Source organism: Paenibacillus solani, from assembly GCF_050475945.1.
In the GTDB taxonomy this organism is placed as follows: Bacteria; Bacillota; Bacilli; order Paenibacillales; family Paenibacillaceae; genus Paenibacillus_AQ; species Paenibacillus_AQ solani_A.
The window spans coordinates 225,675-252,087 of sequence record NZ_JBCMXJ010000005.1 but is presented as its reverse complement, the minus strand read 5'-3'; the positions used below and the strand labels follow the sequence as shown (position 1 = coordinate 252,087).

Here is a 26,413-nt window from a genome sequence, read left to right as displayed (position 1 = left end):
GATATTTTTCCAGGAAGTAAATAAACCTGCATTATTCTACATATTCTAAATGAATCCATGACAGAGCATGTGATCTACATCTTTGAGAAAAGGGGCAGGCGGATTGTGGAACTATTTATTATGGTGCTTATTTTCTTGGTCCTTATCGGAATATCGAATATCATTCATCGATTCATTCCCTTTATCCCGGTTCCGCTGATACAGATTGCGCTCGGGATTGGTGCCGCGTATGTCCGCGGATTCCATCATGTGGAGTTGAATCCTGAATTGTTCCTGGTCCTGTTTATTGCGCCGCTACTGTTTAATGACGGGAAGCTAACTCCACGTGACGAGTTATGGAAGCTCAGATCCTACATTCTGCTGCTTGCGCTTGGTCTGGTATTTGCTACCGTCCTCATTGCAGGGCCTTTCATTCACTGGCTCATTCCGGCGATTCCATTATCGGCTGCTTTCGCACTGGCTGCGATACTGTCACCAACAGATGCCGTGGCGGTAGGCTCTTTGTCCGGCAGAGTGAAGCTTCCTGGAAAGATTATGCGTTTGCTTGAGGGTGAAGCCCTCATGAACGATGCTTCGGGTCTTGTCGCTTTTAATTTCGCGATTGCGGCTACAGTGACAGGCTATTTCTCCTTGACAAAAGCCATAGGCAGCTTCGTTGTCATTGCAGTTGGAGGCATCGTTATCGGAGCTTTATTAGGATTTCTTGTGATATGGTTCCGCATGCTCCTCCGCCGTTTTGGTATGGAAGATGTGACGCTTCATATGCTGATCATCATCTTGACGCCTTTTATCATATATCTCGTAGCCGAGGAGTTTCATGTATCCGGCATTTTGGCAGTTGTAGCTGCCGGTGTCACTCATGCCGTTGAGAGAGACCGGATGCGGTCGGCATCTATTAAATTGCGGGTCGTATCCGATAGCACATGGTCTGTTATTCTGTTCACGTTAAACGGACTGGTCTTTATTTTATTAGGTCATGAAATACCCGATGTCGTGAATGAAATCTGGAGTGACCCCGCGTACAATAATGGGCAGGTCATCGGCTATGTCTTACTAATCACGGCTGTACTCATTTTACTGCGGTTTGTATGGGTATGGGCCTCGACGAATCGTCAATTTAAATCTTCTCTGCTGACTGCCCTATCAGGTGTCCGAGGTGCTTTAACGCTCGCTGCGGCATTTTCGATACCCCTTACTCTGTCGGATAACAGCCCTTTTCCGGAGCGGAACCTGATGCTCTTTATATGCGCTGGAGTGATTCTCTTAACACTGATGATCGCCAGCATCCTGCTGCCGATCTTAACGCGTGAGAGTCATGATGATGTGGTTGACGCCAAGCATGATGAACGAAATGCCCGGGTTCAAATGCTGAAAGCAGGCCTTTGCGCCATACGTGAAGAAATGTCGGATGAGAACAAAGATGAAGCCATGCAGCTGATCTATACCTATTCCAAGCGAATTCAGCAGGCCCAAATCATGAATAAAAGCGACATGCGTGAATTCTGGTCATCCACAATTGCCATCAGACAAATCGGACTGGATGCCGAACGGCATGTGGCCGAAACATGGCTTAAAGAACGCAGGGGATCTTCTAGGATGGTGGAGGGGTTCCTGGTTTCACTAAATAAAGTCGAAATGCTGCTGACCAGCCGATATAAGTTCAAGTTGTTAATACGAAGCTTATGGAGACAGTTAAAGCGCCTCACGAACAAGTCTTCTGAGATTAACGAGATACCCATGTCTCCAGATCACCCCCAATGGGAGGAGTATAAAGTATTAAAGCAAGAGGCTATTCAGGCAGCTATCCATAAGATTCAAGCGATGGAAAACGTAGAAAAACCAGCGATCTTGCGAGCCGTGATTGCAGACTATCGTGCGATGGAGCATGAGCTCTTGAATGATCGTGTGTGGAGCCGGAGGAAACGGGAATTCACCAGTGAAAGCATGGAGCTCGAGCTCAAAGCGATTCAGGCGGAGCGAAACCAAATTCAGAGCATGTTTGAAGAAGGAGAGATTGATCGAGCGCAGGCCAGCCACCTGAGAATGGACATCAACTACCGCGAAGCCCATCTGTATGAATCGCAAGCATAAGCACAAGAAAAGGAGCAGAGGACCATTTAAGATATGGTCCTTGTTCTGCTTGATGGTACCTTAGGTTTGGGCTACAATAATGAAAAGCATGCCGGACCATGAATGGCAACCAAGGCAAGCCCATTCTCACAAAGGGGATAGGAATATGAGCATCAACAGAGAGGCTTCCAAGAAAACGACAATGACCTGTCCGTCTACATATAAAACCTTCAGCTTGGCAGTGCAAGCCCTAGTGGCGCTTGAGAGACACGCTGGCAAATGCTCAAGCAGTGATATCGCTTCATACATGCATTCAGAATCTACACTCATCAGACGTATAATGAAGACGCTTGCCCAAGCAGGCATTATTGTATCGCGTGAAGGACGAGACGGCGGATACCGTCTGAACAAGAGTGCCAGCGATATCACACTGGCTGAAGTATATTCGGTTCTTCAGGTTCATGACTCGATCAGCAGCAGCATGATGGATGCGACAGGAAGACATGATTTTGCAGAGGGGATCAAGGAGTCTTTTCACGAGATATTAGCTGAAATTGAGGAGAGCACGCTGCAAATTCTGGGATCCCGCACCATTGCTGATATGGCGAATTAAGCAATCAATTTTAATGTTGACAATGAAATTAAGGCTGCATTATACTGTGCATTAAACAACACAGTTAATTACGTGCTGAACTGTGCATTAAATTGCACAATATAAACTTGGAGGGATTACCATGTCTACCATAACTAAACCCGATTTTCAAACCGTGATTCGTGAACGGCACTCTGTTCGACAATACGACCCGTCCGTAAAAATTTCAAGAGAAGAGATGGAAGAGATTCTCAAGGACGCCATATTGGCACCATCTTCGAGTAATTTGCAGCCATGGCGCTTTTTTGTAATTGATGACGCTGAACGCTTAAAGAAGCTTCACCCGATTGCTAACAATCAGGAGCAAGTTCTTCAGGCATCTGCTGTCATTGCCGTATTAGGAGATATGAAGTGGTATGAGAAGGGCGAGAAAATCTATTCCATGGCCGAAGAAGCGGGATATATGACCGAAGAAGTGAAACAGCGTTTTATCTATACAGCAGAACATATTTATGCGAATATGGACTCATCCGTGAAAGAAAGCATCGTAGACGTGGACGCAGGGTTAATCTCCATGCAGCTGATGCTGAGCGCACGGGCAAGAGGTTATGATACCGTACCGATGGGCGGATATAATAAGGTTCAATTCATAGAGGAATTTAAAGTACCTTCCCACTATCGCAGCGTGATGTTAATTGCGATCGGAAAGGCAGCTGCTCCAGGCCGGCCGACGGTAAGATTGCCGCTAGAGGACGTCGCATTCTGGAACGAAATTTAAGTCTAACGAGAAAAACGGGGATCCTGTCTGGATCCCCGTTCTTTAGTTGTACTATGGACTCGATCTCCAAAGCATTAAAAGATATCCCGATTCAGGTGTGTCATTCAAGGGTAAGGAACCCCATGTCATCTTGGAAGCTTCAAAGCTCCATGCAGGAATAGATCGACGATTTCGGCTCCCATGTCACGGGCACTGTCATATCCGCTTCGTGTATCTTCGCGATTACCCAGCATGAGCATGGCCGAGAAGGCTTGGGCCATTAACATGGCATTACCTGCCCGTAGTTCGCCGGATTGCATCGCTTGACTGATATATTCAGCAAGGACTTCATGGATTCGCTGTTCGGCCTCACGAATCGCGGCCATTTGTTCTTGGGATAAAAAAGGCTCCGCTTCTCGCATCATGGTTTCCATCTCGGCATGGGGGCGTGCAATCTTTGCTTCCGCCACCTTGATTAATCCGGCTTCAAGGGTTTCGGCTTCTTCCAGAAACCGACGAGTGGATGCATACGCTTTATTTAAAATCGTGGTGACCGCTATTTTAAACAGCTCAGGTTTACTTGTGAAATGGTAGTATATAGAAGCCTTGGTCACTTGGCAAGCCTTCGCGATATGTTGCAGGGACACGGATTCGTAGCCGTTCTCCATGAATAGCATGGAGGCAGTCCATAGGATGGTTTCCTGGATCGGTGCCTGATCAGCTGCTGCTTTGGGACGTCCAGGATTGCGGGGGTTACGTATTTTTGTCATGATGACCTCCTGTCTATAGTGTAAGACATGCCGGGTTCTTTTTCAAAATAAATATTGAAAATTAACCTACCGGTATATATAATTAATTTTGCGTTGATATCTTTCGCTTTTTTTCAGGAAGAATTAGGATTACACACAAATCATGCATGGAATGGAGAGGATCTACAAATGCACGAATCAGGACCGGATTATGGCAGATGGGTTGCGGGAAAGCGAAGCAAGTGGGTTACGCTCTGTGTATGGGTGCTCCTTGCGCTGGCATTGAATCTGCTATGGCCAGCTGTTGGCGATAAAGAGGATAATAATGCGGCCAACTTGAAGGAAGATGTTCCATCCGTTATAGCAGAAGCCGTGGCCGATAAAGAATTCCCTAGCAATGGTGGTGTACCGGCCCTTATCGTATGGCACAAAGAAAATGGACTTAAGGAAGGTGACTTGATCAAGCTGCAGGAATTGACAGCAAATCTTGAGTCAAATCCTCTTCCATATCAGACATTCGTTGTTCCTTTCCATCAGCTGCCTCCGCAAGCATTAAGTGCCCAGTTATCGGAGGATCAAAGTACAATCGTGCTGCCGGTTTTCTTTGATGAAGATCAGGAAACGGATGAGCTCAAGGAAGGAATTGCAGAGCTTGAGCAGCGGTCCGAACAAATACTGGGCAGCAACCCATTCCAGACGGCTGTCAAAAGTGGTGAAGAAATCAGTGCCCGTGTAACGGGACCTGTCGGAATATCAATCGATGCCACCGGTTTGTTTGCGGATGCGGATGTTTCGCTCATGATAGCCACCGTGCTGCTAGTATTGATATTGCTGCTCTTGATTTACCGCTCTCCAATCCTGGCGTTAATCCCGCTGGTAGGAGTCGGTTTTGCCTATATGGTAACAAGTCCGATTCTCGGTTTCATGGCTGATCAAGGTATCATCACGGTGGACTCTCAATCCATCGCCATTATGACCGTGCTGCTGTTTGGAGCCGGAACGGATTATTGCTTATTCATTATCTCGAGATTCCGACAGCTGCTATGGCATGAGCCTGATAAACGTAAAGCCTTGTTTCAAGCAATCACGGGCTCTTCTGGCGCCATTGCAATGAGCGGCTTTACGGTCGTGTTATCGTTGTTCGCCCTGCTATTGGCGCAGTACGGAGCATATCAACGCTTTGCGGTGCCATTCAGTTTATCGATTCTGATTATGTTTATTGCCAGTCTGACATTGGTGCCGGCATTGTTAGCTATATTCGGCAGAGGTTCTTTCTATCCTTTCATTCCGCGCACACCGGAAATGCAAGCGGAACGAGCACGGAAAAAAGGCAAGCCTGTACCCGCTCCTCACAAGGAGAAGGAAAGCTGGATCGGCCGTATCGTAACCACCAAACCATGGACGGTTGTATTGGTCGCGTTAGTCTTGCTGGGTGGTCTTGCGACATTCTCATCCCAAATCAAGTTTACCTACGATCTGCTCTCTTCTTTTCCTGAGGATGTTCCTTCACGAGAAGGATTTACAATCATCGGAGAGCAGTTCTCGGAAGGAGAGCTTGCACCTGTCCGGTTAATGGTGGACAGTGGGGGGAAATCCTTGGATCTTGAAGAGCGCCTGAAAGCTCAAACATATGTGGATCAGGTATCCGAGCCTCAGAATGGGGCCGAGAACAGCAATATTATCGGTTATGAGATTGAGCTCTCCATGAATCCTTATTCCATGGAAGCGATGCAGCATATTCCTGATCTTAGGGAAATCTCAGAAGCTTCCCTTCAAGAGGCAGGAATAAGCAACCCGGCTGAGGCCGTGTGGATCAGCGGGCAAACGGCTACCCAGTATGACACAGAGGTTGCTGGTGAACATGACGCCAAAATTATCATTCCTGTGGTGATCGGGTTAATTGCGTTTCTGCTGTTAATCTATTTGAGATCTATTGTAGCCACTGTCTATCTGATCGCTACCGTTATCTTGTCATACTTCTCGGCATTAGGCCTTGGCTGGATCATCATTCACTATGGCCTGGGAGCAGATGCGATTCAAGGGGCCATACCGCTATATTCCTTCGTATTCCTGGTTGCCTTAGGCGAAGATTACAACATATTTATGATCTCAAGCATCTGGCAAAAGCGAAAACAAATGCCGCTGAAGCAGGCCATACGGGAGGGTGTTGGCGAGACCAGTTCTGTCATCACATCCGCTGGGTTAATCTTAGCCGGCACATTTGCTGTACTGGCATCGCTACCGATCCAGGTATTAGTACAATTTGGTATTATCACAGCCATCGGCGTTATGCTTGATACATTCATCGTGAGACCATTCCTGGTACCGGCAATTACTACATTGCTCGGCAAGTGGGCGTTTTGGCCAGGCAAGGTTCATAACATGACGGATGAGAAATCGGCAACAACTATTGAGCATACATCCTAGTCATTTGAATTAATGATATTTCCTGTGACAACCACCTCATCTCAAGGTTATTTACAAGATGGAGGTGGTTGTTTTTTTGATTGCTTAAATGATTTTTATATCGGTTTCATCTCTCGCTAAGGTTCCCGCCTTATACTATGTATGTCACCACAAGTGATGAAAGGAGCAGCGCAGATGAACAAGAAGAACATCATGAATATTTGGTCGGTAGGACTTGGAAGTGTGGCTCTCATGATTATGCTTGCCAACCATGGTCATATTGATGTCCTTGGTGGGAAGGCACGGTCCAATATTTTAGCAAGTGCTGGCCAATCCCATGCAGCAACCCAATCAGCCGATCAAGGAGCGGCGGCAAATGGGCAGGAGAACTCAATCCTTACTCCTGAGATGATGAATCAATTTTTGAAAATAGTATCTGAGACATAAGCGAGTCACAATGATCCATAACCCAAAGGTTTTGAAGACCAGTCCCTCCTGAAGGGCTGGTCTTTTAGTGTGAGATCAGCAATTTGATAGCAATGCCGCCAGGAAGTAGCGTCTTGGCGGCATTGTTGTTATTTATATGGATTAGTTGCGCGCCAGGTGATTTCCAAATTTGAGGCGATGTAGTCAAGAATCGATTGACTGTAGAAGTAACCACTATGGGACAGCGGGTTCCAGCTGGTCAACCAGTTGCCCACATTAACCGGTATATCTTGGAGCACCGTGCGATCATATGCTTCATTAATGCTTTTTAGCGGATAAGCAAGGATATCATCTTGATCGTAGAAATTGACCCATTCGCCTAGAAGCTGGGCATGATATTGCTTTAATTGTTCAGCAGGAACCTCTATCGGTTTATCGAAATCACGATAACGCATGCTCCACAGTGGCAAGGTCGTTCCGAGTGTGTAGAACATTGTGAGGAGTTCTCCCCGTTCTAGCGGGGAAGTCGGATCAATGACCAGGCGATGGCCACGGGAGGAGAATTGCAAATCGTAGAAAAAATTACTGGCGATCACGGATCCCAAACTGTGCGAGATGACGCATAGCGGAGCAGAGGGGCCTGCTGACATGGAAAGTCTATGCAGCGCCTCGCTAATGGTTCGATGCACGGCCTCGTAGTTCTGATCTTCCGATTCAACAGGCTGATAAGCCACAGCATCCGCCAGATGGTGAATCACATATTGCCGAAGTCGTCGATAACGTAAACGGTGTGGTAATATGCTGCCCCTGATGATCTCTTCCTCGCGTAACGCGAATACATCGGCCCAATGTACGGCTTCCATGGCCAGTTCTTGATCAGGAATTCCTGAGATTTGAGAGAAGGTTTCTCTCAATTTTTTCATAAATTTATCTGCGTAGTCTTTCTTCTGTATTCCCAATCCGTGTACTATGATCACTGCAATTTTTTGCGTCTTCATAACTGCAGCCCCCTTCATCGGAAGTGGAAAAAAATGATAACTTAAACTCTATATAAGCGATATGCACTCGACTTGTAAATAGTTTATTGCAGATAAGACAAATAATAACATAATCTGTAGCTCTTTAGAGTCATATCGTAAACAGGAAAACTTCATTAGAATGTAGGGATCACTCATGATACTATGATGGAAGAGGAGCTTGCTGCTCATCTTCATTATAAACATTCAGGAGGCAGCGTATGTCCTATAAACAAATGAAATGGTTGATTCTGATTATTCCAACCTTAACGATTGGTCTTTGGGAATATGTCCGTCATGAATTTTTGCTTCCCTATATATCTATGGACCTCGGTAATTGGCTCGCACCTGTCATCGTTTTTCTGGTATCTATCCTGTTCCTCACTCAGTTGTTCTCGCTGATTGAACGAAATCAGGAGGAGCTGAATCAATCCAGGGCGCTGCAGGCAGCCATGCAGGAACGGGAGAAGATGGGCCGAGAGCTTCATGACGGTATTGCCCAATCCTTGTTCTTGTTGAGTGCACAAATTGACCGGCTGGAGAGGGAGGGAGCGATGGGCGAAGTTCCATATCAGGAAATTAAGAAAAGCGTCCACCGCACGCATGTCTACGTAAGAGAGGCGATTGCCAATCTCCGGTATCCCGCTGATCCGCTAGCTATCCCCTGGATGCAAAGCATGAACAGCTTGATTGAGGAAATCAAGCAGGAGACGAACCTCCATTTCACCATACAATGGGATATTCCCGACACGATGCTGTCTGCCAAAGAAAAGGCGGAGCTGCTGGCTTCGATCCGGGAATCCTTATTAAATATCCATAAGCATGCCGAAGCAAATCATGTATACATTACAGCTTCCGAGACATCGACAGGCTGGCTGTGTACGGTGAGCGATGACGGCAAAGGCTTTGACATTGATAAACAGCCAAGCGGCAATCGTTATGGAATCAACATCATGAAGGATCGAGCCAAGACAATGGGATGGACATTTAAGATGGAAAGACAGTATGACAAAACGATGGTCAGCATACAGAAGGAGAATGCAACATGATACAACAGCCATTTCGCGTATTAATCATCGATGACAGCGATCTTGCACGTGAAGGTATCCGCACGATATTGAGTAGTGATCCAACATTTGAGATTGTGGCCGAAGGAAAGAGCGGGGAGGAAGCACTGAGACTGACCGAAATTTGGATGCCTGATATCATCCTGATGGACATTCAGATGCCCGACATGGACGGCTTGGAAGCAACAAAGCTGGTAAAAGACAAGTTTCCTTACGTTAAGATTGTGATGGTTACGGTGTCCGACGACATCGCCCATCTGTTTGACGCGTTGAAACGCGGCGCTCAGGGGTATCTGTTGAAGAACCTTAATCCCGAGTCGTGGCATGAGTACCTGAAAGCCATTGCCGTGGATGAAGCACCGATGAGCAGGGAGTTGGCTTTTCGCATTCTGAAAGAATTCTCCCAGTATGAAAAGCCCGATCCCAATGACAGTCCCTTAACCGCAAGGGAAATAGAAATATTGGAACTTGTAGCCGAGGGGATGTCCAATCGCGATATTTCAGTCGACTTGTGCATATCGGAGAATACCGTGAAGAACCATCTGAAAAACATTTTACAAAAGCTGCATTTGGAGAACCGGGTCCAGCTCACTCGCTATGCCTTTGAGCAAGGCTGGATGAGGAAAAGAAGGTAATAGACAGATTCTGCTCTACGAGAGAGGTTCATGAATGTTATAGCAGGCACATTTAGATCATGTTGCATTCACTTCTGTTTCACGAGGAAAATGCCCAGTGCAATGATGCCGATCCCTGCCCAGTTCTTCCATGTAGGGACTTCCTTCAGGAACACATAAGCCACCCCTAACGATATCAGAATTTCCAGACATTTGGAGAAAATCAGAGTGAACCCTAATTGATCGGTAGCTTTAAAACCATAGCGAATTCCGTAACCGATACACATGTTGGCGATTAGAAACAGAGGAAGCATAACCAACTGAAACTGCAGTGTAGGCCAGAACAGATGTTGAATGTGTTTGGCTTGATAGGAGAAAACAAGGTTAATGATCGATAATCCCCCGAAGAGCAAACCGGCACTGTAAAGATAATACATAGAGGTCCTCCTGTATGAATGTAATTGCAGTACGCCACTAATGTTTCCTCGTAACAACTTTATTATCCATGGACAATAAATTTAGTGGTAACGGCATAAATACCGAGCACTCAGTTTTAACTCAATACGATCTCGACAAAAAAGGATGGCTCCCAAGGCAGGGAGCCATCCTTTTATAAAGAGGATAACGGGAATGTTGCAGTTGAGCGCATCCGCAACCATCGAATGCATATGCAATCATTAATGAACTTGATGAAGTCTGCTGTACGCGCCGCCGGAATGAATCAATTCCTGATGCGTGCCTTGCTCGGCTATGCCATCGGGATGGATGACAATAATGCGGTCCGCGTTCTGGATCGTGGTCAATCGGTGAGCGATCACAAGTGTTGTTCTGCCGACAGAAAGCTCAGCCAGGGACTTCTGAATCTGTGCTTCCGTCTCCGTATCCAATGCCGAAGTGGCCTCGTCCAGGATAAGAATCGGCGGATTTTTAAGGAACATTCTCGCAATGGACAAACGCTGTTTCTGTCCGCCTGACAGCTTGACTCCGCGTTCCCCGATCACCGTCTCCATACCTTCAGGCAGACTGCGGATCAGATCATCTAGGGATGCGCGCCGTGCGGCCTCCCAAATTTGATCGTCCGTTGCATGCAAGTCGCCATAGGCAATGTTGTCGCGGATCGTCCCGGAGAACAAGAATACATCCTGCTGAACGATTCCGATATGCTTGCGGAGGTTCTGCAATTTAATATTTCGGATATCGATCCCATCCACCGTAATCCTGCCCTGATCCACATCATAGAAGCGGGGAAGAAGGCTGCAGATGGTTGTCTTGCCCGCGCCGGATGGACCGACGAATGCGACCGTTTCCCCTGCACGGATCGAAAGTTGGATGTTATTCAATATGGTCCGGGATGGTTCATAACCGAAAGTAACCCCGTCAAAGCGGATATCTCCCCGTACTGAGGATAGGGAAACGGCATCAGGTACGTCGGCAATCTCCGGGTCGGTATCCATAATCTCCAGGTAGCGCTTGAAGCCGGCAATCCCTTTTGGATAACTCTCAATAACTGCGTTGATCTTCTCGATCGGACGGAAGAAAATGTTGGATAGCAGTAGGAAGGCCATGAATTCCCCGATCTCGATCTTGCCTTGCAGGAAGAACCAAGCACCGCTGATCATGACAAATACCGTAATTAAGCGCATCAGCATGTAGCTGACGGAGATGCTTTTGGCCATCGTTTTATACGCCATAAGCTTAGTGGCCCGAAATTGTTTATTCTCTTCCTGAAAAAGAGCTTTCTCATGCTCTTCATTAGCGAACGATTGAACAACACGGATACCACCCACATTGTCTTCGATCCGGGCGTTAAAATTACCGACATTACGGAACAGCTGCCGATAGGTCGAGGTCATTTTGCCGCCGAACTTAATGATCAGCCATGCCATTAACGGCACGATGATGAAGGTCATCAGCGCAAGCTCAAGATTGATGTACGCCATTAATGAAAACGAACCAAGCAGTGTCATCACGGCGATAAATACGTCTTCGGGTCCGTGGTGGGCAACTTCTCCGACATCATTCAGATCATTCGTAATGCGGCCCATGAGATGACCGGTTTTGTTGTTATCAAAGAAGCGGAAGGATAACTTCTGAATATGGGCGAACATGTTCTCCCGCATGTCGGTCTCGATATTGATCCCCAGCATATGCCCCCAGTAAGTCACGACATATTGCAGGGCTGTATTCAATGCATAGATGAAGAGCAGTACCAGGCAGGCAATCAGAATGAGCGGCCAATCCTGGCTTGGCAGCAAATCATCAATAAATTTGCTGACGGCCAGCGGGAAAGCCAGTTCCAGAAGACCGGCAATCACCGCGCAGGTGAAGTCTAGAATAAATAAACCCTTATAGGGTCGATAATACGAAAAAAACTGTTTAATCAAAAATAATCACACTCCAAGTCCTATCGTTGACGAGTTATTTGTTCGTTCCCAGGGCCAGGTCGATAACCATTATTGGTCATCATCTGACAGCTTTGTATCATACAACTCAAAAGCCTGAATGTACTCCTGTATGATCTGATCCACCGCTTTAAGTTCGCCGCTAACCACTTCTCTTATGGCTTGAAAATCCGGGTCATTGACTTGTTTCTTCAAGGTATCCCGTTTCACAATAAGTTGGTCCAAAAACGACAGTGCGCGGCCCCTGCGAAACGTTTGAGCCATCTTTGTACCTTCTCTGCCACCATAACCTGACTCACGGCGTCTTCCATGTCTCCCGCCATGGCGGTGCTGCTCCCGCTCGCGTTGCTCAAAACGTTCCTGATCAGATCTATTCGAATTTCCTCTCTCTTCTCGCAATATCATCAGCCTCCTAGTTCTTGGTATGTATACATCTGTATACCGATACTGATTATTGTATACATATGTATACAATTCGTCAATCCCTTTTACCGATATAAATACAACTGAATTATGCAGGGAATGTCAGGAGTTATGCTATGATAGAAGCGAGCCGTGCCCATAGAAGTTAAAGAGTAGTGAATAGGCGCACCGGGAGCGGAAAGAACAATAGGAGGGAGCTGTACATAGTGAGCAAACATCAACATGAGCAATGGATGCAGCAAGCGATCGCAGAAGCCCATCGGAACGTTCAAAACGTGGAGGGCGGGCCTTTTGGAGCCGTTGTAGTAAAGGATGGGCAAGTGATCGGAAGGGGGAGGAATCAGGTTACCGTATTAAATGATCCTTCAGCTCACGCTGAGATCCTGGCCATAAGAGAAGCATGCCAACATCTTAACGATTTCCAATTAACTGGCTGCATCATTTATACCAGCTGTGAACCTTGCCCGATGTGTCTGGGTGCGATCTACTGGTCCAGACCTGATGCGGTTTATTATGCAAGCACGAAAAAGGATGCTGCAAAAGTCGGATTTGATGATCAATTCATATACGATGAAATCGCAAAGCCGATGGATCAGCGCTCCATCTCCATGAAGCAGCTTCAAATTGATGATTATTTTCTGCCATTTCAAGCATGGAGTGCTGCAGAGAATAAAATAGAATACTAGGATGAAAACAAACCGGGCTTCCTGTATAGGAAGCCTGGTTTTTGGGTTTGTATGTTGTATTACGATGTGACGATAATCCCGAAGTAAGCAGAAAGCGCCGCGGCATATTCCTGTTCATTCCCTGGTACAAAGGTGTACACATCGTCTGTTTTAAATATTCTGAACTCTCTGTCATCCACTGTATTTCTACCTTCTGCCGTGCGGATGGAGATCCGTGCTGTTTTATTGAATGGCGAATCGGGAGCATGCTCACACCAATAGGAGGTGGTGATGAAATCTTGGGGGAGGTTTGGTTCCTCTGTAAATGAGAAAACGGGATCCCAAGCCTCTTTTTTCCATTCCTCCAGCATCCAGCCATACGCTTCGGTATGAGTGAAACGGTAGGTTTCATCCCCTTGGGTTTGTTCCAGACCATCAACCAGCTCCAGTGGCTGTCTGGGCCCCGCTCCACCAACGCCAACATCGGTAATAAATCGCTGGCCGTCGATATCCACCTGAAGTATATGGTGACGGCGCTTAGCTGGAGTATGAGTTTCATCCCTCCAGAAGCGTCCGAAGTAGTGTGTGACCGTATAACCTAATTCCGCAAGCAGCCAGCCAAACAGCGCATTGAGCTCAAAGCAATAACCACCGCGATGACGGTTTACAATTTTATCGTACAAATCGGGTATGTCCAGAGATAAGGGAACTTGATTAAGAATGTCGAGATTCTCGTACGGCACGGTATGCACATGCTGTTCTTGCAATCTGGCAAGCATATATGCGCTGTTAACGATGGGGCCCGTGTATCCGATCCGATCGAGATACAGGTTTACATCCAGGCTATTTGCCGGGTTACTCATTCGATCACCACATCTTTCGTTGTTGTCAGCTTGTTAGAAGTAAGCTTTATATAAAATATACTATATATCATATATTAGAGTGTTCATATAGAGAAGGTGACAAGGAGCAAAGGAATTAAGTGTTCGTATCATCATAACGAGAGTCTGGTTTGATGAGCATTTCGTGAAGGAATTCTAAATCTGGATTCGTATTCCATTTTGCAGGGTAATTAACTCTCGGGTTCGCCAAGCGGATCTGTTGCCATGAGAAACACTCGTCAGTTAGTTATCTACTACATACCAGGAGGTTCCCGACAAATGGACAATTCGAATCCGAATGTTAACAACAAACAGATCAAGACAAGCAAGGACCAACAGCTGGAGCAATTTACGGTAGACAATGACGGTAAGAATCTGACAACCAATCAGGGATTGAACGTCTCTGAGGATGAACATTCATTAAAGGTTGGCGAACGCGGTCCGACCTTAATGGAGGATTTTCATTTTAGAGAGAAAATGACGCATTTCGACCATGAACGAATCCCTGAACGCGTCGTACATGCCCGCGGCTTTGGTGCACATGGCTATTTTCAGTTATACGAATCAATGAAGGATTATACGAAAGCCAAATTTCTGCAGGACCCTTCCGTAGTTACGCCGGTATTTGTCCGATTCTCCACAGTGGCAGGGTCCAGAGGATCTGCCGACACCGTTCGTGACGTCCGCGGTTTTGCAACCAAATTTTATACCGAAGAAGGCAATTATGATCTCGTAGGCAATAACATGCCAGTCTTTTTTATTCAGGATGCCATGAAATTTCCTGATTTCATCCATGCCGTAAAGCCCGAACCTCACAATGAGATTCCGCAAGCCCAAACCGCTCACGATACATTATGGGATTTCGTTGTTAACAATACAGAAAGCGCACATATGATTATGTGGGCAATGTCGGACCGTTCACTTCCTCGAAGCTTTCGAATGATGGAAGGCTTCGGCGTGCATACTTTCCGATTTGTGAATGAGGAAGGTAAGGCGCATTTCGTGAAATTCCATTGGAAGCCGGTGCTCGGTACGCATTCGCTTGTATGGGATGAAACGCAGAAGCTGGCTGGGAAGGACCCCGACTTTAACCGCCGGGATTTATGGGATGCCATCGAATCAGGGAATTATCCTGAGTTTGAGTTTGGCGTACAGATGATCCCGGAAGAAGAAGAGTTCAGTTTTGACTTTGATATTCTTGATCCAACCAAGATCTGGCCGGAAGAGATCATCCCGGTGAAAATTATCGGCAAAATGACACTCAACCGCAACACGGAAAATTTCTTCGCCGAGACGGAACAAATTGCATTCCATCCCGGACATGTCGTACCGGGGATTGATTTCACCAATGATCCTCTGCTGCAAGGACGTCTGTTCTCTTATACCGATACGCAGCTGTCCCGGCTGGGCGGACCGAATTTCCACGAAATTCCGATCAACCGTCCGGTTGCCCCCATTCATAACAACCAGCGGGATGGGATGCACCGTATGACCATTAATAAGGGGCCTGTCAGCTACCATAAGAACGGCATTGCTGGCAATACTCCAAAGCCTGTTCCACCTGAGCAAGGCGGCTATGAACATTATTCCGAGAAGGTGGAAGGCCGTAAGATACGGGCCCGTAGTGACAGCTTCAAGGATCATTACAGCCAGGCGGCTCTGTTCTGGAACAGCATGTCCGAGGTTGAGAAGCAGCATATCGTTTCTGCGTTCCATTTTGAGCTCGGTAAAGTGCAGCGAAAAGAAATCCGCCAGCAGGTTGTCGATATGTTCGCGAATGTCGACAGTGATCTGGCGACACGGATTTCGGATGGCCTTGGCACCATCCCTCCGCAAACACGCGGTTCCGCTTCCAGCGAATCCTCTCCGGCACTTAGCATGATGAATACCGTAAAGCTGCCGTTAACCCGTAAAGTGGCCGTGCTGGCAGGCAATGGATTCACGGACGAATTACCGTTCGTGCTAACTCAGCTGCAGCAAGCCGGGGTCATCACCGAAGTAGTCAGCGCGAAGCTTGGCCTCATTCAAGGCAGAAGCGGTGGAGAATTGGAAGTGCAGCATTCCCTACTTGGCGCGGACTCTGTACTCTTCGACGCGGTGCTGGTTGCAGGCGGTGCCCTAAGCGTATCGGAGCTTCTGACCGAGCAGAAGGTTTTAGACTTCATTAAGGAAGCATATCAGCATTTCAAACCGATTGCTGCCATAGCCGAAGGGGTAAACTTGCTGCCTTCCGCAAGTGGTGATGGGATCGTGATTGCAGCTGAGGGTGAGGATCTCAAACCGTTTGGACAAGCCTTCATAGAAGCGATTGCCGCGCATCGCCATTGGTCGCGTGCCATTTAAACAGGGTAGGGCTTAATAACCCTTGATTTGATAACACTTGTCAATAGAGAGTGATTCCGGTATAATTCCCGTAAATCATTTGCTGAAAGTGAAGGGGATTATATCATGATAAACATCAAACTTAATCAACTTCATCATCACAAGCAGCGTTAGCACTCCTGTAAATCTACAGGGCGGGCTAACGCTGTTCGCGTTGGCCTCCCTGCCGCATATAAAAGCGCGCGGGACCAAGAGGTCCGGCGCGTTTTTTATTTTCTAAGAAGAAAGGATGATTTACGATGCAGAATGTTAAAGGAACTTATGATTATGTTGGACAGGAACAGGCCGTTCGAAGAAAGGTGCAGTCTACCCTCCGCAAAGTATTTGAATGTTATGATTATACGGAAATGGAGTCAACCATTCTGAATGAATCGGAATTATTGACTTCCAAATATGCAGGTGGCGAAGAGATCCTGAAGGAAATGTATCAGTTGACGGATCAGGGTTCACGACGTTTGGGGCTGAGATATGATCTGACGATCCCTTTTGCCAAGGTGGTTGCACTTAATCCTAGCCTCTCTCAGCCGTTTAGGCGATACGAGATGGGGAAGGTATTCCGGGATGGGCCAGTAAAACGCGGTAGGTTGCGAGAGTTCTTACAATGCGATGTAGATGTAGTCGGGGTGGCGGGTCCAGAAGCGGAGGTAGAACTGATGCAGCTTGCAGCCGAGGTTTTCCAAAGACTTGATGTACCCATTATACTCAGATGGAATAATCGAAGCTTTCTGGGTGAAGTGTTGGGGAAAATAGGTGTACCGGCTGATATGAAACCATCCGTAATGCTGACACTCGATAAACTGGATAAGATCGGCAGGGAAGGGGTAGGGCAAGAGCTTGCGAATAAGGCGCTCGCCCCGGATGTTTGTCAACAAGTTCTGGACTTTGTTGATCTGAGCGAGCCAACGTACGAAGAGATTTCTAGAAAATATTGTTTTGAACAGGAGCAAGGTGTACAAGAAGTACGAGTACTGGAGGAAATGATCCGGCGTGTGGGATTGCAGAACATCTGTGTATTTGATCCGTTTCTTTCTCGAGGCTTGTCTTTCTATACGGGAACCGTCTATGAAATCTTTGATGCTACAAGCGGATTTCGATCAAGCTTGGGCGGAGGCGGAAGATATGATGCGATCATTGGGCAGCTCGTGGGACGTGATGATATTATTTATCCAACAGTTGGGCTTTCGTTTGGCATGGAATCCATTATGGAAATGATCCGAAACCGGCCGTTTGAGTTAAGTAAACCGCTTGCTGTGATCATCCCGATCGGGGAGACCATCCCTGAAGGCTTGCTGACAGCAGCAGAGCTCAGAAACCGGGGAATACGTACAAGACTGGCAAGCAACCAGCGCAAATTGAAAAAATTACTTGCCTCAGTTTCAACTGAAGGCATTCCATATGCCATCCTGATCGGCGAAGATGAAGCGGCAGCTGGAGTGGTGCGACTTAAGAGAATGAACGACGGTACGGAGCTTACCATCACTTTGCAAGAAGCGGTGGAGCGTATTGTTCAGTCCAGTGGGAGCTAAACCTGCAGAGCGAAGCCTTGGCATCAAGACAGAAGGCATTATAAGCTTGAGAAGTTCTGATGTAAGAGGTAAGTTAGAGGAGGTATATTAAGGCAGAGAGGGAGAGTTTTTATGACGCAAAATATATATGACAATGCTGAATTTTTCCAGGGGTACAGTCAACTAAGCCGTTCAGTACATGGGCTTGATGGGGCTCCCGAATGGGCAACACTTCAATCAATGCTGCCAGATCTGAGGGAAGCTGATGTCCTAGATTTGGGATGCGGTTTCGGCTGGTTTAGCCGCTGGGCGAGAGAACACGGCGCGAACCAGGTCATGGGGGTTGACGTGTCTGAGAACATGCTGGCACGAGCTCAGGCCAAAACGGAGGATTCGCACATCCGCTATATTCGAGCGGACATGGAGACACTGGCATTAGAATCAGAATCGTATGACTTGGTGTACAGTTCGCTTGCATTTCATTATATTAAAAACTTGCAGTGCCTGATACAGGAAGTGTACAGTTCTCTTAAGCCGGGGGGAAGCCTGGTATGCTCGGTTGAGCATCCAATTTATACGGCGTCCAGCGATCCTGAATGGATTAAGCATCCGAGCGGGCATCGTACCTGGCCTGTGGATCACTACCAAGAAGAGGGAGCGCGAACGACGAATTGGCTTGCTGAAGGCGTGATTAAGCAGCATCGAACGCTGGGCTCCTATCTGAACATGATGATCAAGGCTGGTTTTACCATCACTCATGTCGAGGATTGGGGCCCTTCGGATGAACAGTTGGCAGCACATCCTGAATGGGAGGAAGAGTGTCATCGCCCCATGTTCTTGCTTATATCAGCGCAGAAATAAGGAGCTTGGTTTGTGTTGTGAATTATTCGTATTCGAATTCTCAATCGATGAACCCTATTCATTACGAAGTTATAATCGCCATTTCATACTATAATCAAAGCGAGGTATACGAATGGACATTACATTGAAAGTTCTGGATCAACCAGAGTATAAAGTCATTTGGCAGGAAGCGTTCGAACAGCACAACATACCTCGGCCCGAAGCGTATTATGATCGATGTGAGTATGAGAATCAAATAGGAACTCGTATCACGCTATTGGCTTTTGTTCAAGAGAAGCTGACCGGTGTGTCCCACTTGAAATTCGAATCGGATTATCCTTACTTCAAAGATCAGAACATCCCCGAAATCAATGACCTGAATGTGTTTCCGGAATATCAAAGGAACGGGATTGCTAACAGGATTATCGAGGAATTCGAGAATATCGTTCGTGAGCGATTACCACGCATAGGCATTGGAGTGGGATTATACAAAGACTATGGTGCAGCTCAAAGAGTATATGTACGACGCGGTTACATTCCTGACGGCAACGGACTCATGTATCACCATAAGCCTGTAGTGCCTGGCAGCATGGTATGCGCAGATGACGATTTGAATCTGTATTTGATTAAGGAATTGGTCTAATAAGAACAGGGATATTCAGCATATTACCGAGAGTAAGCTTCAATTAGATGTGTTGATGGGGAGGAGGGGAGAGATGAACTTCTTCATTCGCTTAAATATGTCGAGTATTTTATACGCGCTGTTTCCTGTTGCCTGCATCGAGCTCATGGTCAATGTTTATCGCATAAGTCGAGTGACAGGATGGGGTCTGGAATTGGTGAATGCTCTAACCTTGGGCTTCTTCATCTGTGGAGTTCTATTCTCATGCTTCGGATTTCCAAAGCTGATCAGGCATTGGCTGGGTGGACGTAAAGCATCTTTCTTTTCACTTGTTTTATGGATACCCTACTTTTTGATCCTGATCCGAATTCTCGCTTCTTGGATTCCAATCACGAACCCGGCGGATAAACCGAATCCGGTAACAGGACTCATTGCGCTGGCAGCACTCGGGTTGTATCCATTTTTCTTGGCGGTCCTGCACGGGTTCGGAACAGCTGTGACAGCCAAGAATGAGAACACGAACTGAAGGCGCATCTGGCGGACTGAGAAACGGTTAGGGCATTTGATTCCAAGTAGGTTGATAAAGACGTATACTTAGAAATGAATGGCCGTAAATTTTGAATCATATAGGAGATAGAATGATGAATAAGGGTTTTTCTCATTGCCTGCAAATATTTCCCACCTCTGACTTCAACAAAACAAGTCAATTTTATGAGCGAATCGGGTTCCGTGCTGTGAATTATTGGGATGCTGCTGAACCTCATGTGTGTCTGTATAGGGATTCGATTGAGATCGTATTAACCAAGACAGAGGTTGAGGTCGTTCCGAATCGAATTCGTTACGGCTATGGCTACGATGCTTATTTTATAACCCATAATCAACTTGAAATCGAGCAAGAGTTAATAGATTTGGAAGTGAAGATTGTAAGGCCATTATCTACTACAGATTATAGCAATCATGAATTTGTCTTTGAGGATGTGGACGGGCGCTGGATCGCGGTTGGCAACAAACAATAATCATCTGTATACGGTAAAATAAGGATCATGGCAGCTTTACGTCCTGCATAAACACAATACGCCATAACTAGCTTTATATATCCCGCACTCGGCCAAGCAGCTGTAACGGGTTTAATCGTTGTTTTCCGCAGTGTTCTATATGATTGAAATATAATTCATAGAATAGAGAAACTTTTTTACCAAAATTTACGTCTAATAGTATGACCTAAATAAATATATCAAAATGGATTAGAAGGAGTTATGGAATGAAACTGAGAAGACTATCATTGCTAACCGTTTTGGTTGTTGCCCAATTAGCTGCAGCTTATCCGGCGAGCGCGGATACAAACCCCGCAGGCAACAAGCAACCGGCAGTCACGCAAGAAGTATATGAGCAGCAAGACACGGCAACATCATCCAATCCAAAAACCAAGGAATCGGCATCTGTTCCAAAGACAACGGATGTTACAGATACCGAAAAGGCTAGCGTTCCAACTGATGCAGCAACAACCGAGGTTCCTGCTGAGGAAGTAACGGAAGTACCTATAGAAGAAGCAACCGAGGTTCCAGAACAAGTTACGGGCGAAGTCACGACGGATGATCAAGATGGACAGCCTAGTCAGCAAACCGGAACGGGCAAGGAACTTATCCTTTATTTTAACAGTACGAAGATGGTTCAAGACGGTGTTACCTATAATGCACCACAGCCAATGCAGGTCAAAAAAGGTGTATCCTACGTTCCTATTCGTGCCCTCGTGGACCGTGTAGGCTTCAAGGTCACTTATGATAAGAAGACAAAAGAAACCGTCATTACAAAAGGAAGCAACGAACTTCGCTTCAAAACGGACAGCAGTAAATATACCGTGAATGGCGTAACCAAAGAAATGAAAGGGACTTCATACCAGACGAACAGCACGTTCATGGTTCCGCTGACAGCGATTACCCAGGCACTGGACATCCAATATAAAGTGGATAATGTGGGAAAGCGTGTCATCATGAATCTGGAGACCAAGCCGATCGCCAAGTTTACGGTAGGACCTAAAGAAATCTTTGCTGGTGAAACTACCGTAATTTACACACCTCAAGTGGAAAATGCACAAGGTGCCATTATCGATGAACGCTGGGAAGGCCGCGAGGAAATCTTCGAATCGCCAGGTCAATACATAGTCACGTACTCGGTACAAGATTCAACCGGGGCATGGAGTGATCCTTATAGCCAAACGATCAATGTCATCATGCCAAACCAGCCGCCTACAGCCCTCTTCGAGACGGACAAGTCCGAATATAAAATGGGTGAGCTGATTACTTATACGAATCAAAGTTATGATGATCAGGACAAGCCTGAGGATTTGGTTTACAAGTGGGAGAACAACAAGTACGCATTCTTCACGCCGGGCGTTCATACCATCACACTGACCGCTACGGACAAGCAGGGGCTGAGCTCGACTTATGAAGTAACGGTCAATATTACACAAGAGACCTTGTATGAAGAAGAAGATTTCAATATGCTCTTCATCCCTGAAGGAGAAAAGTTCTCGTTCATAGGCAATGTTACATCGCGTAAAAAAATCAATTATGATTTCTATGATGAGCCAAGCACATTGATTCGCAGTAATAGCCCGGAAACCGTGAATACCGAGGGTATCGTATACCGGGAAACAGCATCTGGCGACATGCGCTTCATGATCCACCATGTAAACAATCTGAACAAAAATGTGAAGATGTACGTCATTGCTACGAATAAGAACAGCACCCCAGTAACACTTAGACAAGACTACTTGGGCTTCGCAGGTCCATCGCCAATCGCCACGGCAGCGGGCAAGAAATCAGTGTTAAACTACTTCGAGTCCATGCAGGATGATTCGAAGAAAGCATCGATCACGCTTAAGCCAGGGGAACAAAAGCTGGTTATGACGGAATTGAGCGATGTTAGAATGAAGCAGGGACATGTTATTTCTCTGTACGCCGATATGTATAGCAACTTGCCGATTCAGTTCGATGTTGTGATGATTGACGAGAAATCGGATCCATTGAAAGTGCTGAATACTCTGCCAATCCTGAATCGGGATGGTGTTCATAACCGCGGAACCTATCCTAATTCAACGCGTGTTATTCAATATTCTGAGCTGGTAGGAGCTGACTCGGAGCGTCTCATTCTAGGTGATAACCAGGACGATCCTAACCTGGAAGGCACGGATCCTATGGTGGGAGACATCACGCACAATACCGGCAACTTCGGTGTTTTGTATAAAATTACACTGGATCGCGTTGCGCCTGACACCTTGATCTCCTTCAATCCGCGGGGCGGCAAATACTCGGGATATGCCATGATGAACGGAACGATTGTGCCGATCTATTCTCTTGGACAAGTATCTCCGGGCGAACAAGCGGTTCTGTATCGTACAGGAGATTTTGAACAGAAGGTTGAGATCATGCTTACAGCAGCACCGGGCAGCAATCTGCCGGTTAACTTGCTGTTTACCCAAATGCCTGAAAAAAACCGCTAAGAAGATGACAAGAGACTTCTCTCTCAAGCAGGACGATCCGGTTATAGCCGAGTCGCTGCCATGAGAGATGAGGTCTCTTGTTTTATGGTGTGGAACTCGATACATCAGAAGGAGCTGTCATCTTCTTAGGATAGCGTCAACGCCAAACTCATCACGGTAAATTGTGGAATGTAAGTATTCCTCATAAGATCTTCACAAGTTCTGGTTAATGACATATAACCTCGTCTGGAGGAAATTAACCTTGTAAGATACTTGAAGGGAGAATGCTGAATGTCACATGAACAATTTAAACAATGTATCGAGGAATGTTTGCGCTGTATGGTAGCGTGTAATCATTGTTACACTGCATGTCTGGAAGAAGAAGACGTTGCTATGATGAAAGAATGTATCCGGCTGGATCGGCAATGTGCAGATATTTGCGGTTTTGCGGCTCAGGCCATGTCCACGAACAGCAAGTATGCCCGAGAAATATGCAGAATCTGTGCGGAAGTATGTGAAGCTTGCGGGAATGAGTGCAAGAAGCATGATATGAAGCACTGTCAGGAGTGTGCGGAAGCATGTCTTCGATGTGCAAAAGTGTGCCGGGAAATGGCTGCCTAACACGGGAAATAACATAATAGAACAATCTTGTACAATAAAAGGCTGCCACTCGGCAGCCTTTTATGATGAAGAGAACGCTTCTCATGAAACAGGAAGGATCTGGGATCAGCGTTCTTAAGAAGCTTTAGCGGATGCCAGCAGTGTGAGATCAAGCTGCTCTTGATCCAGTTGATGGCAACGTGAAGTAACGGCAAATGCTCCGATTGCAAAAGCAACTGCTGCCCATGGCAGATATTGAAGTCCTATACGATCTACGACAACACTGCCCAGTAGAGAACCGAGAGCAATACCCAAGTTGGAAGCAACCGGCATGAGTGTAGAAGCGAAATCTTTCGAACCTGGAGATGATTCATCCGCAAGATCAATAAGGTAGAGCTGAACAGCGGTGCTGAGCGCAAAAGAGAAACAGGCAACCAGCATCAAGGTTATTAAGGCGATCCAGGTGAGCGATAGAGTAAGCGCCAGGATGACCATGATCGTCGCCTGGATGATGAAGATTACTTTTAACTTCACTCTCGAGTTACCCTGCGCCACTTTGGCACCGAGCCAATTACTTAAGATGGTGAAAACACCATAGGCTAACAATACGGTGCTGATCCATTGCTGAGAAATCCCCATAACATTCTCTAACAAGGGGGTGATGTACGTATACACAATAAACACGGAGCCTACGCCCAGAACCGGAATGAAGAAAGCCAGGCGAATTCGCTTGTTCTTGAACAAGGCAAACTGGTCTTTCATCGAGCTTACGCTGATGGTATTGCTCTTCGGCATGACGGCAAGCATCAGAACAAGCGGGATGATGCCAACGAGTGAAGTCACGGTGAATGCTGTCTCCCATCCTGCCATTTGGCCGATTTGAGTTCCAACGGGTACGCCCAGCACATTGGCAATCGAAAAACCACCGATAATCCAGGCAACTGCCCCGGCTCTGCGTGAGGGACTCATGTGCTCGCTGGTGGCGGCAATGGCCAAGGATAAGGTTAACCCACATAGCATCGCGGTTATGATACGGATGCATAACATGACAGGATATGAGGCTGCAAAAATGGTCAAGAAATTGAATAGCAATACCGCGGTGTAAGCACCGAATATGGTCACATGTCGCGGTATACGGCCTAGTAATGTTACGGCGAATGGTGTGCCGACTGCATACGCAATGGCAAAGCTTGACACAAGGACGCCTGCGGCTGCCAGCGAAATGCTGAGGCTCATACTAATGTCTTTTAACAGTCCGACAATAACATATTCCGTGGTTCCGAGTACAAAAGCTGCAAAGGTAAAAGCGATTATAAAGAGGGTTTCTCTCGTTCTAGTCATGGTAGTCTCTTCTCCTGATATCTCTATTTATGATCTGATCTTACGCTATGAAAGGCCTTTCAAGTCAAGCCTCAATTGTCAATTATCACTAGATTGTTCAGTCTTCATGCTATAATGATGAGAAAAAGAATGGAGTAGGTGGATAACTGGATGAACCCAACTAAGAAGTCTTCATGGCGTGCAGATAAATTAGCGCACCTCGGATCTTCCATATTTGCCGAGGTAAACGAGTGGAAGCAAGAGGCTCTTGCAGCAGGAAGGTCGATCATTGATTTGAGTATCGGCAGCCCTGACCGGGGACCTGCCCTAGATATCCGTGAGGTGCTTAGTCAGGAAGCGCTGAAGGAGGATAACTATACATATCCGGGAACTACAGGAAGCGTTGAATTTCGAGAACAATCAGCGGCTTGGATGAAATACCGATTCGGTGTACAAGTCAATCCGGATAACGAAATACTGTCCCTGATGGGTTCTCAGGACGGATTATCCCATCTGACCCAAGCGATATGCAATCCAGGTGATATTGCGATTGTGCCGAATCCGGGGTATCCGATATATACCGGTGCACTTGCTATTGCCGGCGTTACGCCTTGGTATCTTCCGCTTAGGGAAGAGCACGGATTTGTACCCCAGCTTGATCTTATTCCGGATGAGATTTGGGCAAAAGCAACGTTCATTCTGCTTAGCTTCCCGGGTAACCCGATTGCCGTGAAGGCCGATGCTGTCTTTTTTGAAAAATTGATCCACTTGGCTAAAAAATGGGATGTACTCATAGTGCATGACCTTGCATATTCCGAAATGGGATTTGACGGCTATAGACCGATGAGTGTTCTACAAATACCAGATGCCATTGACATCGCGGTTGAATTTCACTCTTTCTCCAAAAGCTTTAATATGGCGGGTTGCCGTATCGGTTTTCTGGCCGGAAATGCAGCTGTAGTGGGGGCGCTGCGGGATTTCAAGAGTAACATCGATTTTGGTATCTTCAAGCCCATTCAGAAAGCAGCCGTTCATGCTTTGCGACAAGCCATGTCAACTACCGGCGAAGAACGGAGCGTTGCTTCACTGTATGAGCAGCGACGTGATCTACTCATAGCTTCGCTTGCCGAAGCAGGATGGGTCGTCCCTAAACCGGGGGCCACCATGTTTCTATGGGCTCGGCTGCCAGAAGCTTTTCATGATGCAGCATGGAACTCGCGTCGATTCGCTCGGGATCTGCTGCTTGATACAGGCGTCGCGGTAATACCCGGAGATGCTTTTGGCTCCGAAGGAGAAGGTTATGTGCGGATTGCGCTCGTACAGGAAGAATCGGATTTAGAGGCAGCTGCAAAGCGAATAGGGGATTTTATTCGGGTAAAGACGGTTGATCTTTCATAATGAATGTGATAAATTAGTCAACGGTTGTTGCTTACATGAATAAAGTTTGTTTTTTTAAATGTATAACCTCATTAATATGGTCTGAGGGTCTCTACCAGGAACCGTAAAATCCTGACTACAGAAAATGTTTCTCATTTTTTGTAGTCAGGATTTTATTTTTTTGGTTGGCCATAGGCTATTAAACAACGATGAAAGGG

At 46.6% G+C, this 26,413-nt stretch carries 24 protein-coding genes and 1 riboswitch; of the genes, 17 read left to right on the top strand and 7 right to left on the bottom strand.

The genetic code is table 11. The annotated features are described in order from the left end of the window. The first annotated feature begins 105 nt into the window (after positions 1 to 105). The 3 genes from ABEQ74_RS02855 to ABEQ74_RS02845 all read left to right on the top strand — a co-directional run bounded on the left by ABEQ74_RS02855 (position 106) and on the right by ABEQ74_RS02845 (position 3,440). Entirely contained in the window at positions 106 to 2,091 is a 1,986-nt protein-coding gene (locus tag ABEQ74_RS02855) for a Na+/H+ antiporter (protein WP_430119239.1), read from the top strand. Positions 2,092 to 2,236: 145 nt separating this feature from the next. Continuing rightward, a complete protein-coding gene (locus ABEQ74_RS02850; protein ID WP_430119237.1) occupies positions 2,237 to 2,683 on the top strand; it encodes an RrF2 family transcriptional regulator in 447 nt (148 codons plus the stop codon). 121 nt (positions 2,684 to 2,804) lie between these two features. After that, entirely contained in the window at positions 2,805 to 3,440 is a 636-nt protein-coding gene (locus ABEQ74_RS02845) for a nitroreductase family protein (protein ID WP_430119235.1), read from the top strand. A gap of 125 nt (positions 3,441 to 3,565) precedes the next feature. On the opposite strand, the gene ABEQ74_RS02840 is transcribed toward ABEQ74_RS02845, so the two are convergent. Then, positions 3,566 to 4,189, bottom strand: a complete 624-nt coding sequence (locus tag ABEQ74_RS02840) for a TetR/AcrR family transcriptional regulator (protein ID WP_430119233.1) — start codon at positions 4,187 to 4,189, stop codon at positions 3,566 to 3,568. 168 nt (positions 4,190 to 4,357) lie between these two features. Here ABEQ74_RS02840 and ABEQ74_RS02835 point away from each other — a divergent pair, with 168 nt between their 5' ends. Next, positions 4,358 to 6,595: an MMPL family transporter gene (locus tag ABEQ74_RS02835; RefSeq protein WP_430119231.1), complete on the top strand. Its 2,238-nt coding sequence runs from the start codon at positions 4,358 to 4,360 to the stop codon at positions 6,593 to 6,595. A gap of 174 nt (positions 6,596 to 6,769) precedes the next feature. Then, entirely contained in the window at positions 6,770 to 7,021 is a 252-nt protein-coding gene (locus ABEQ74_RS02830) for a hypothetical protein (RefSeq protein WP_430119229.1), read from the top strand. A 128-nt stretch (positions 7,022 to 7,149) separates the two neighbouring features. Here ABEQ74_RS02830 and ABEQ74_RS02825 read toward each other — a convergent pair whose 3' ends face one another. Beyond that, positions 7,150 to 7,998, bottom strand: a complete 849-nt coding sequence (locus tag ABEQ74_RS02825; protein ID WP_430119227.1) for a chemotaxis protein — start codon at positions 7,996 to 7,998, stop codon at positions 7,150 to 7,152. A 239-nt stretch (positions 7,999 to 8,237) separates the two neighbouring features. Here ABEQ74_RS02825 and ABEQ74_RS02820 point away from each other — a divergent pair, with 239 nt between their 5' ends. Both ABEQ74_RS02820 and ABEQ74_RS02815 read left to right on the top strand, forming a co-directional pair. After that, the gene (locus ABEQ74_RS02820) at positions 8,238 to 9,065 is read left to right on the top strand and encodes a sensor histidine kinase (protein ID WP_430119225.1); all 828 of its coding nucleotides are present in this window, start codon (positions 8,238 to 8,240) and stop codon (positions 9,063 to 9,065) included. Next, entirely contained in the window at positions 9,062 to 9,718 is a 657-nt protein-coding gene (locus ABEQ74_RS02815; protein ID WP_430119223.1) for a response regulator, read from the top strand. The genes ABEQ74_RS02820 and ABEQ74_RS02815 overlap by 4 nt, the downstream gene beginning before the upstream one ends. A gap of 68 nt (positions 9,719 to 9,786) precedes the next feature. On the opposite strand, the gene ABEQ74_RS02810 is transcribed toward ABEQ74_RS02815, so the two are convergent. The 3 genes from ABEQ74_RS02810 to ABEQ74_RS02800 form a co-directional block, all read right to left on the bottom strand. Next, complete coding sequence (locus ABEQ74_RS02810) at positions 9,787 to 10,134, bottom strand: hypothetical protein (RefSeq protein ID WP_430119221.1); 348 nt, start codon at positions 10,132 to 10,134, stop codon at positions 9,787 to 9,789. A 240-nt stretch (positions 10,135 to 10,374) separates the two neighbouring features. Continuing rightward, on the bottom strand, positions 10,375 to 12,081 hold the full coding sequence (locus ABEQ74_RS02805) for an ABC transporter ATP-binding protein (protein WP_430119219.1): 1,707 nt from the start codon (positions 12,079 to 12,081) through the stop codon (positions 10,375 to 10,377). 69 nt (positions 12,082 to 12,150) lie between these two features. Beyond that, the gene (locus tag ABEQ74_RS02800; protein ID WP_430119217.1) at positions 12,151 to 12,498 is read right to left on the bottom strand and encodes a hypothetical protein; all 348 of its coding nucleotides are present in this window, start codon (positions 12,496 to 12,498) and stop codon (positions 12,151 to 12,153) included. Between the two features lie 230 nt (positions 12,499 to 12,728). Between ABEQ74_RS02800 and ABEQ74_RS02795 the strand changes: the two genes are divergently transcribed. Continuing rightward, complete coding sequence (locus ABEQ74_RS02795; RefSeq protein WP_430119214.1) at positions 12,729 to 13,208, top strand: nucleoside deaminase; 480 nt, start codon at positions 12,729 to 12,731, stop codon at positions 13,206 to 13,208. Positions 13,209 to 13,267: 59 nt separating this feature from the next. On the opposite strand, the gene ABEQ74_RS02790 is transcribed toward ABEQ74_RS02795, so the two are convergent. Beyond that, the gene (locus ABEQ74_RS02790; RefSeq protein WP_430119212.1) at positions 13,268 to 14,050 is read right to left on the bottom strand and encodes an arylamine N-acetyltransferase family protein; all 783 of its coding nucleotides are present in this window, start codon (positions 14,048 to 14,050) and stop codon (positions 13,268 to 13,270) included. A gap of 297 nt (positions 14,051 to 14,347) precedes the next feature. Between ABEQ74_RS02790 and ABEQ74_RS02785 the strand changes: the two genes are divergently transcribed. From ABEQ74_RS02785 to ABEQ74_RS02750, 8 genes are all read left to right on the top strand, one after another. Further along, a complete protein-coding gene (locus ABEQ74_RS02785; RefSeq protein WP_430119210.1) occupies positions 14,348 to 16,411 on the top strand; it encodes a catalase in 2,064 nt (687 codons plus the stop codon). 278 nt (positions 16,412 to 16,689) lie between these two features. Then, the gene (locus ABEQ74_RS02780) at positions 16,690 to 17,976 is read left to right on the top strand and encodes a histidine--tRNA ligase (protein WP_430119208.1); all 1,287 of its coding nucleotides are present in this window, start codon (positions 16,690 to 16,692) and stop codon (positions 17,974 to 17,976) included. 111 nt (positions 17,977 to 18,087) lie between these two features. After that, complete coding sequence (locus ABEQ74_RS02775; protein ID WP_430119206.1) at positions 18,088 to 18,816, top strand: class I SAM-dependent methyltransferase; 729 nt, start codon at positions 18,088 to 18,090, stop codon at positions 18,814 to 18,816. Between the two features lie 112 nt (positions 18,817 to 18,928). Beyond that, positions 18,929 to 19,438 (top strand): GNAT family N-acetyltransferase, encoded by a 510-nt coding sequence (locus ABEQ74_RS02770; RefSeq protein WP_430119204.1) that lies wholly within the window; start codon positions 18,929 to 18,931, stop codon positions 19,436 to 19,438. A 73-nt stretch (positions 19,439 to 19,511) separates the two neighbouring features. After that, the gene (locus ABEQ74_RS02765) at positions 19,512 to 19,943 is read left to right on the top strand and encodes a hypothetical protein (RefSeq protein ID WP_430119202.1); all 432 of its coding nucleotides are present in this window, start codon (positions 19,512 to 19,514) and stop codon (positions 19,941 to 19,943) included. A 115-nt stretch (positions 19,944 to 20,058) separates the two neighbouring features. Beyond that, complete coding sequence (locus ABEQ74_RS02760; protein ID WP_430119200.1) at positions 20,059 to 20,433, top strand: VOC family protein; 375 nt, start codon at positions 20,059 to 20,061, stop codon at positions 20,431 to 20,433. A gap of 245 nt (positions 20,434 to 20,678) precedes the next feature. After that, on the top strand, positions 20,679 to 22,919 hold the full coding sequence (locus ABEQ74_RS02755; RefSeq protein WP_430119198.1) for a stalk domain-containing protein: 2,241 nt from the start codon (positions 20,679 to 20,681) through the stop codon (positions 22,917 to 22,919). A 270-nt stretch (positions 22,920 to 23,189) separates the two neighbouring features. Continuing rightward, positions 23,190 to 23,519, top strand: coding sequence for a four-helix bundle copper-binding protein (locus tag ABEQ74_RS02750; protein WP_430119196.1), 330 nt, complete (start codon positions 23,190 to 23,192; stop codon positions 23,517 to 23,519). 114 nt (positions 23,520 to 23,633) lie between these two features. On the opposite strand, the gene ABEQ74_RS02745 is transcribed toward ABEQ74_RS02750, so the two are convergent. Continuing rightward, entirely contained in the window at positions 23,634 to 24,839 is a 1,206-nt protein-coding gene (locus ABEQ74_RS02745) for an MFS transporter (RefSeq protein ID WP_430119194.1), read from the bottom strand. 150 nt (positions 24,840 to 24,989) lie between these two features. Between ABEQ74_RS02745 and ABEQ74_RS02740 the strand changes: the two genes are divergently transcribed. Continuing rightward, positions 24,990 to 26,216, top strand: a complete 1,227-nt coding sequence (locus ABEQ74_RS02740; RefSeq protein WP_430119192.1) for an aminotransferase class I/II-fold pyridoxal phosphate-dependent enzyme — start codon at positions 24,990 to 24,992, stop codon at positions 26,214 to 26,216. Positions 26,217 to 26,254: 38 nt separating this feature from the next. Continuing rightward, positions 26,255 to 26,354: riboswitch (purine riboswitch) on the top strand. The last annotated feature ends 59 nt before the right edge of the window (positions 26,355 to 26,413 follow it).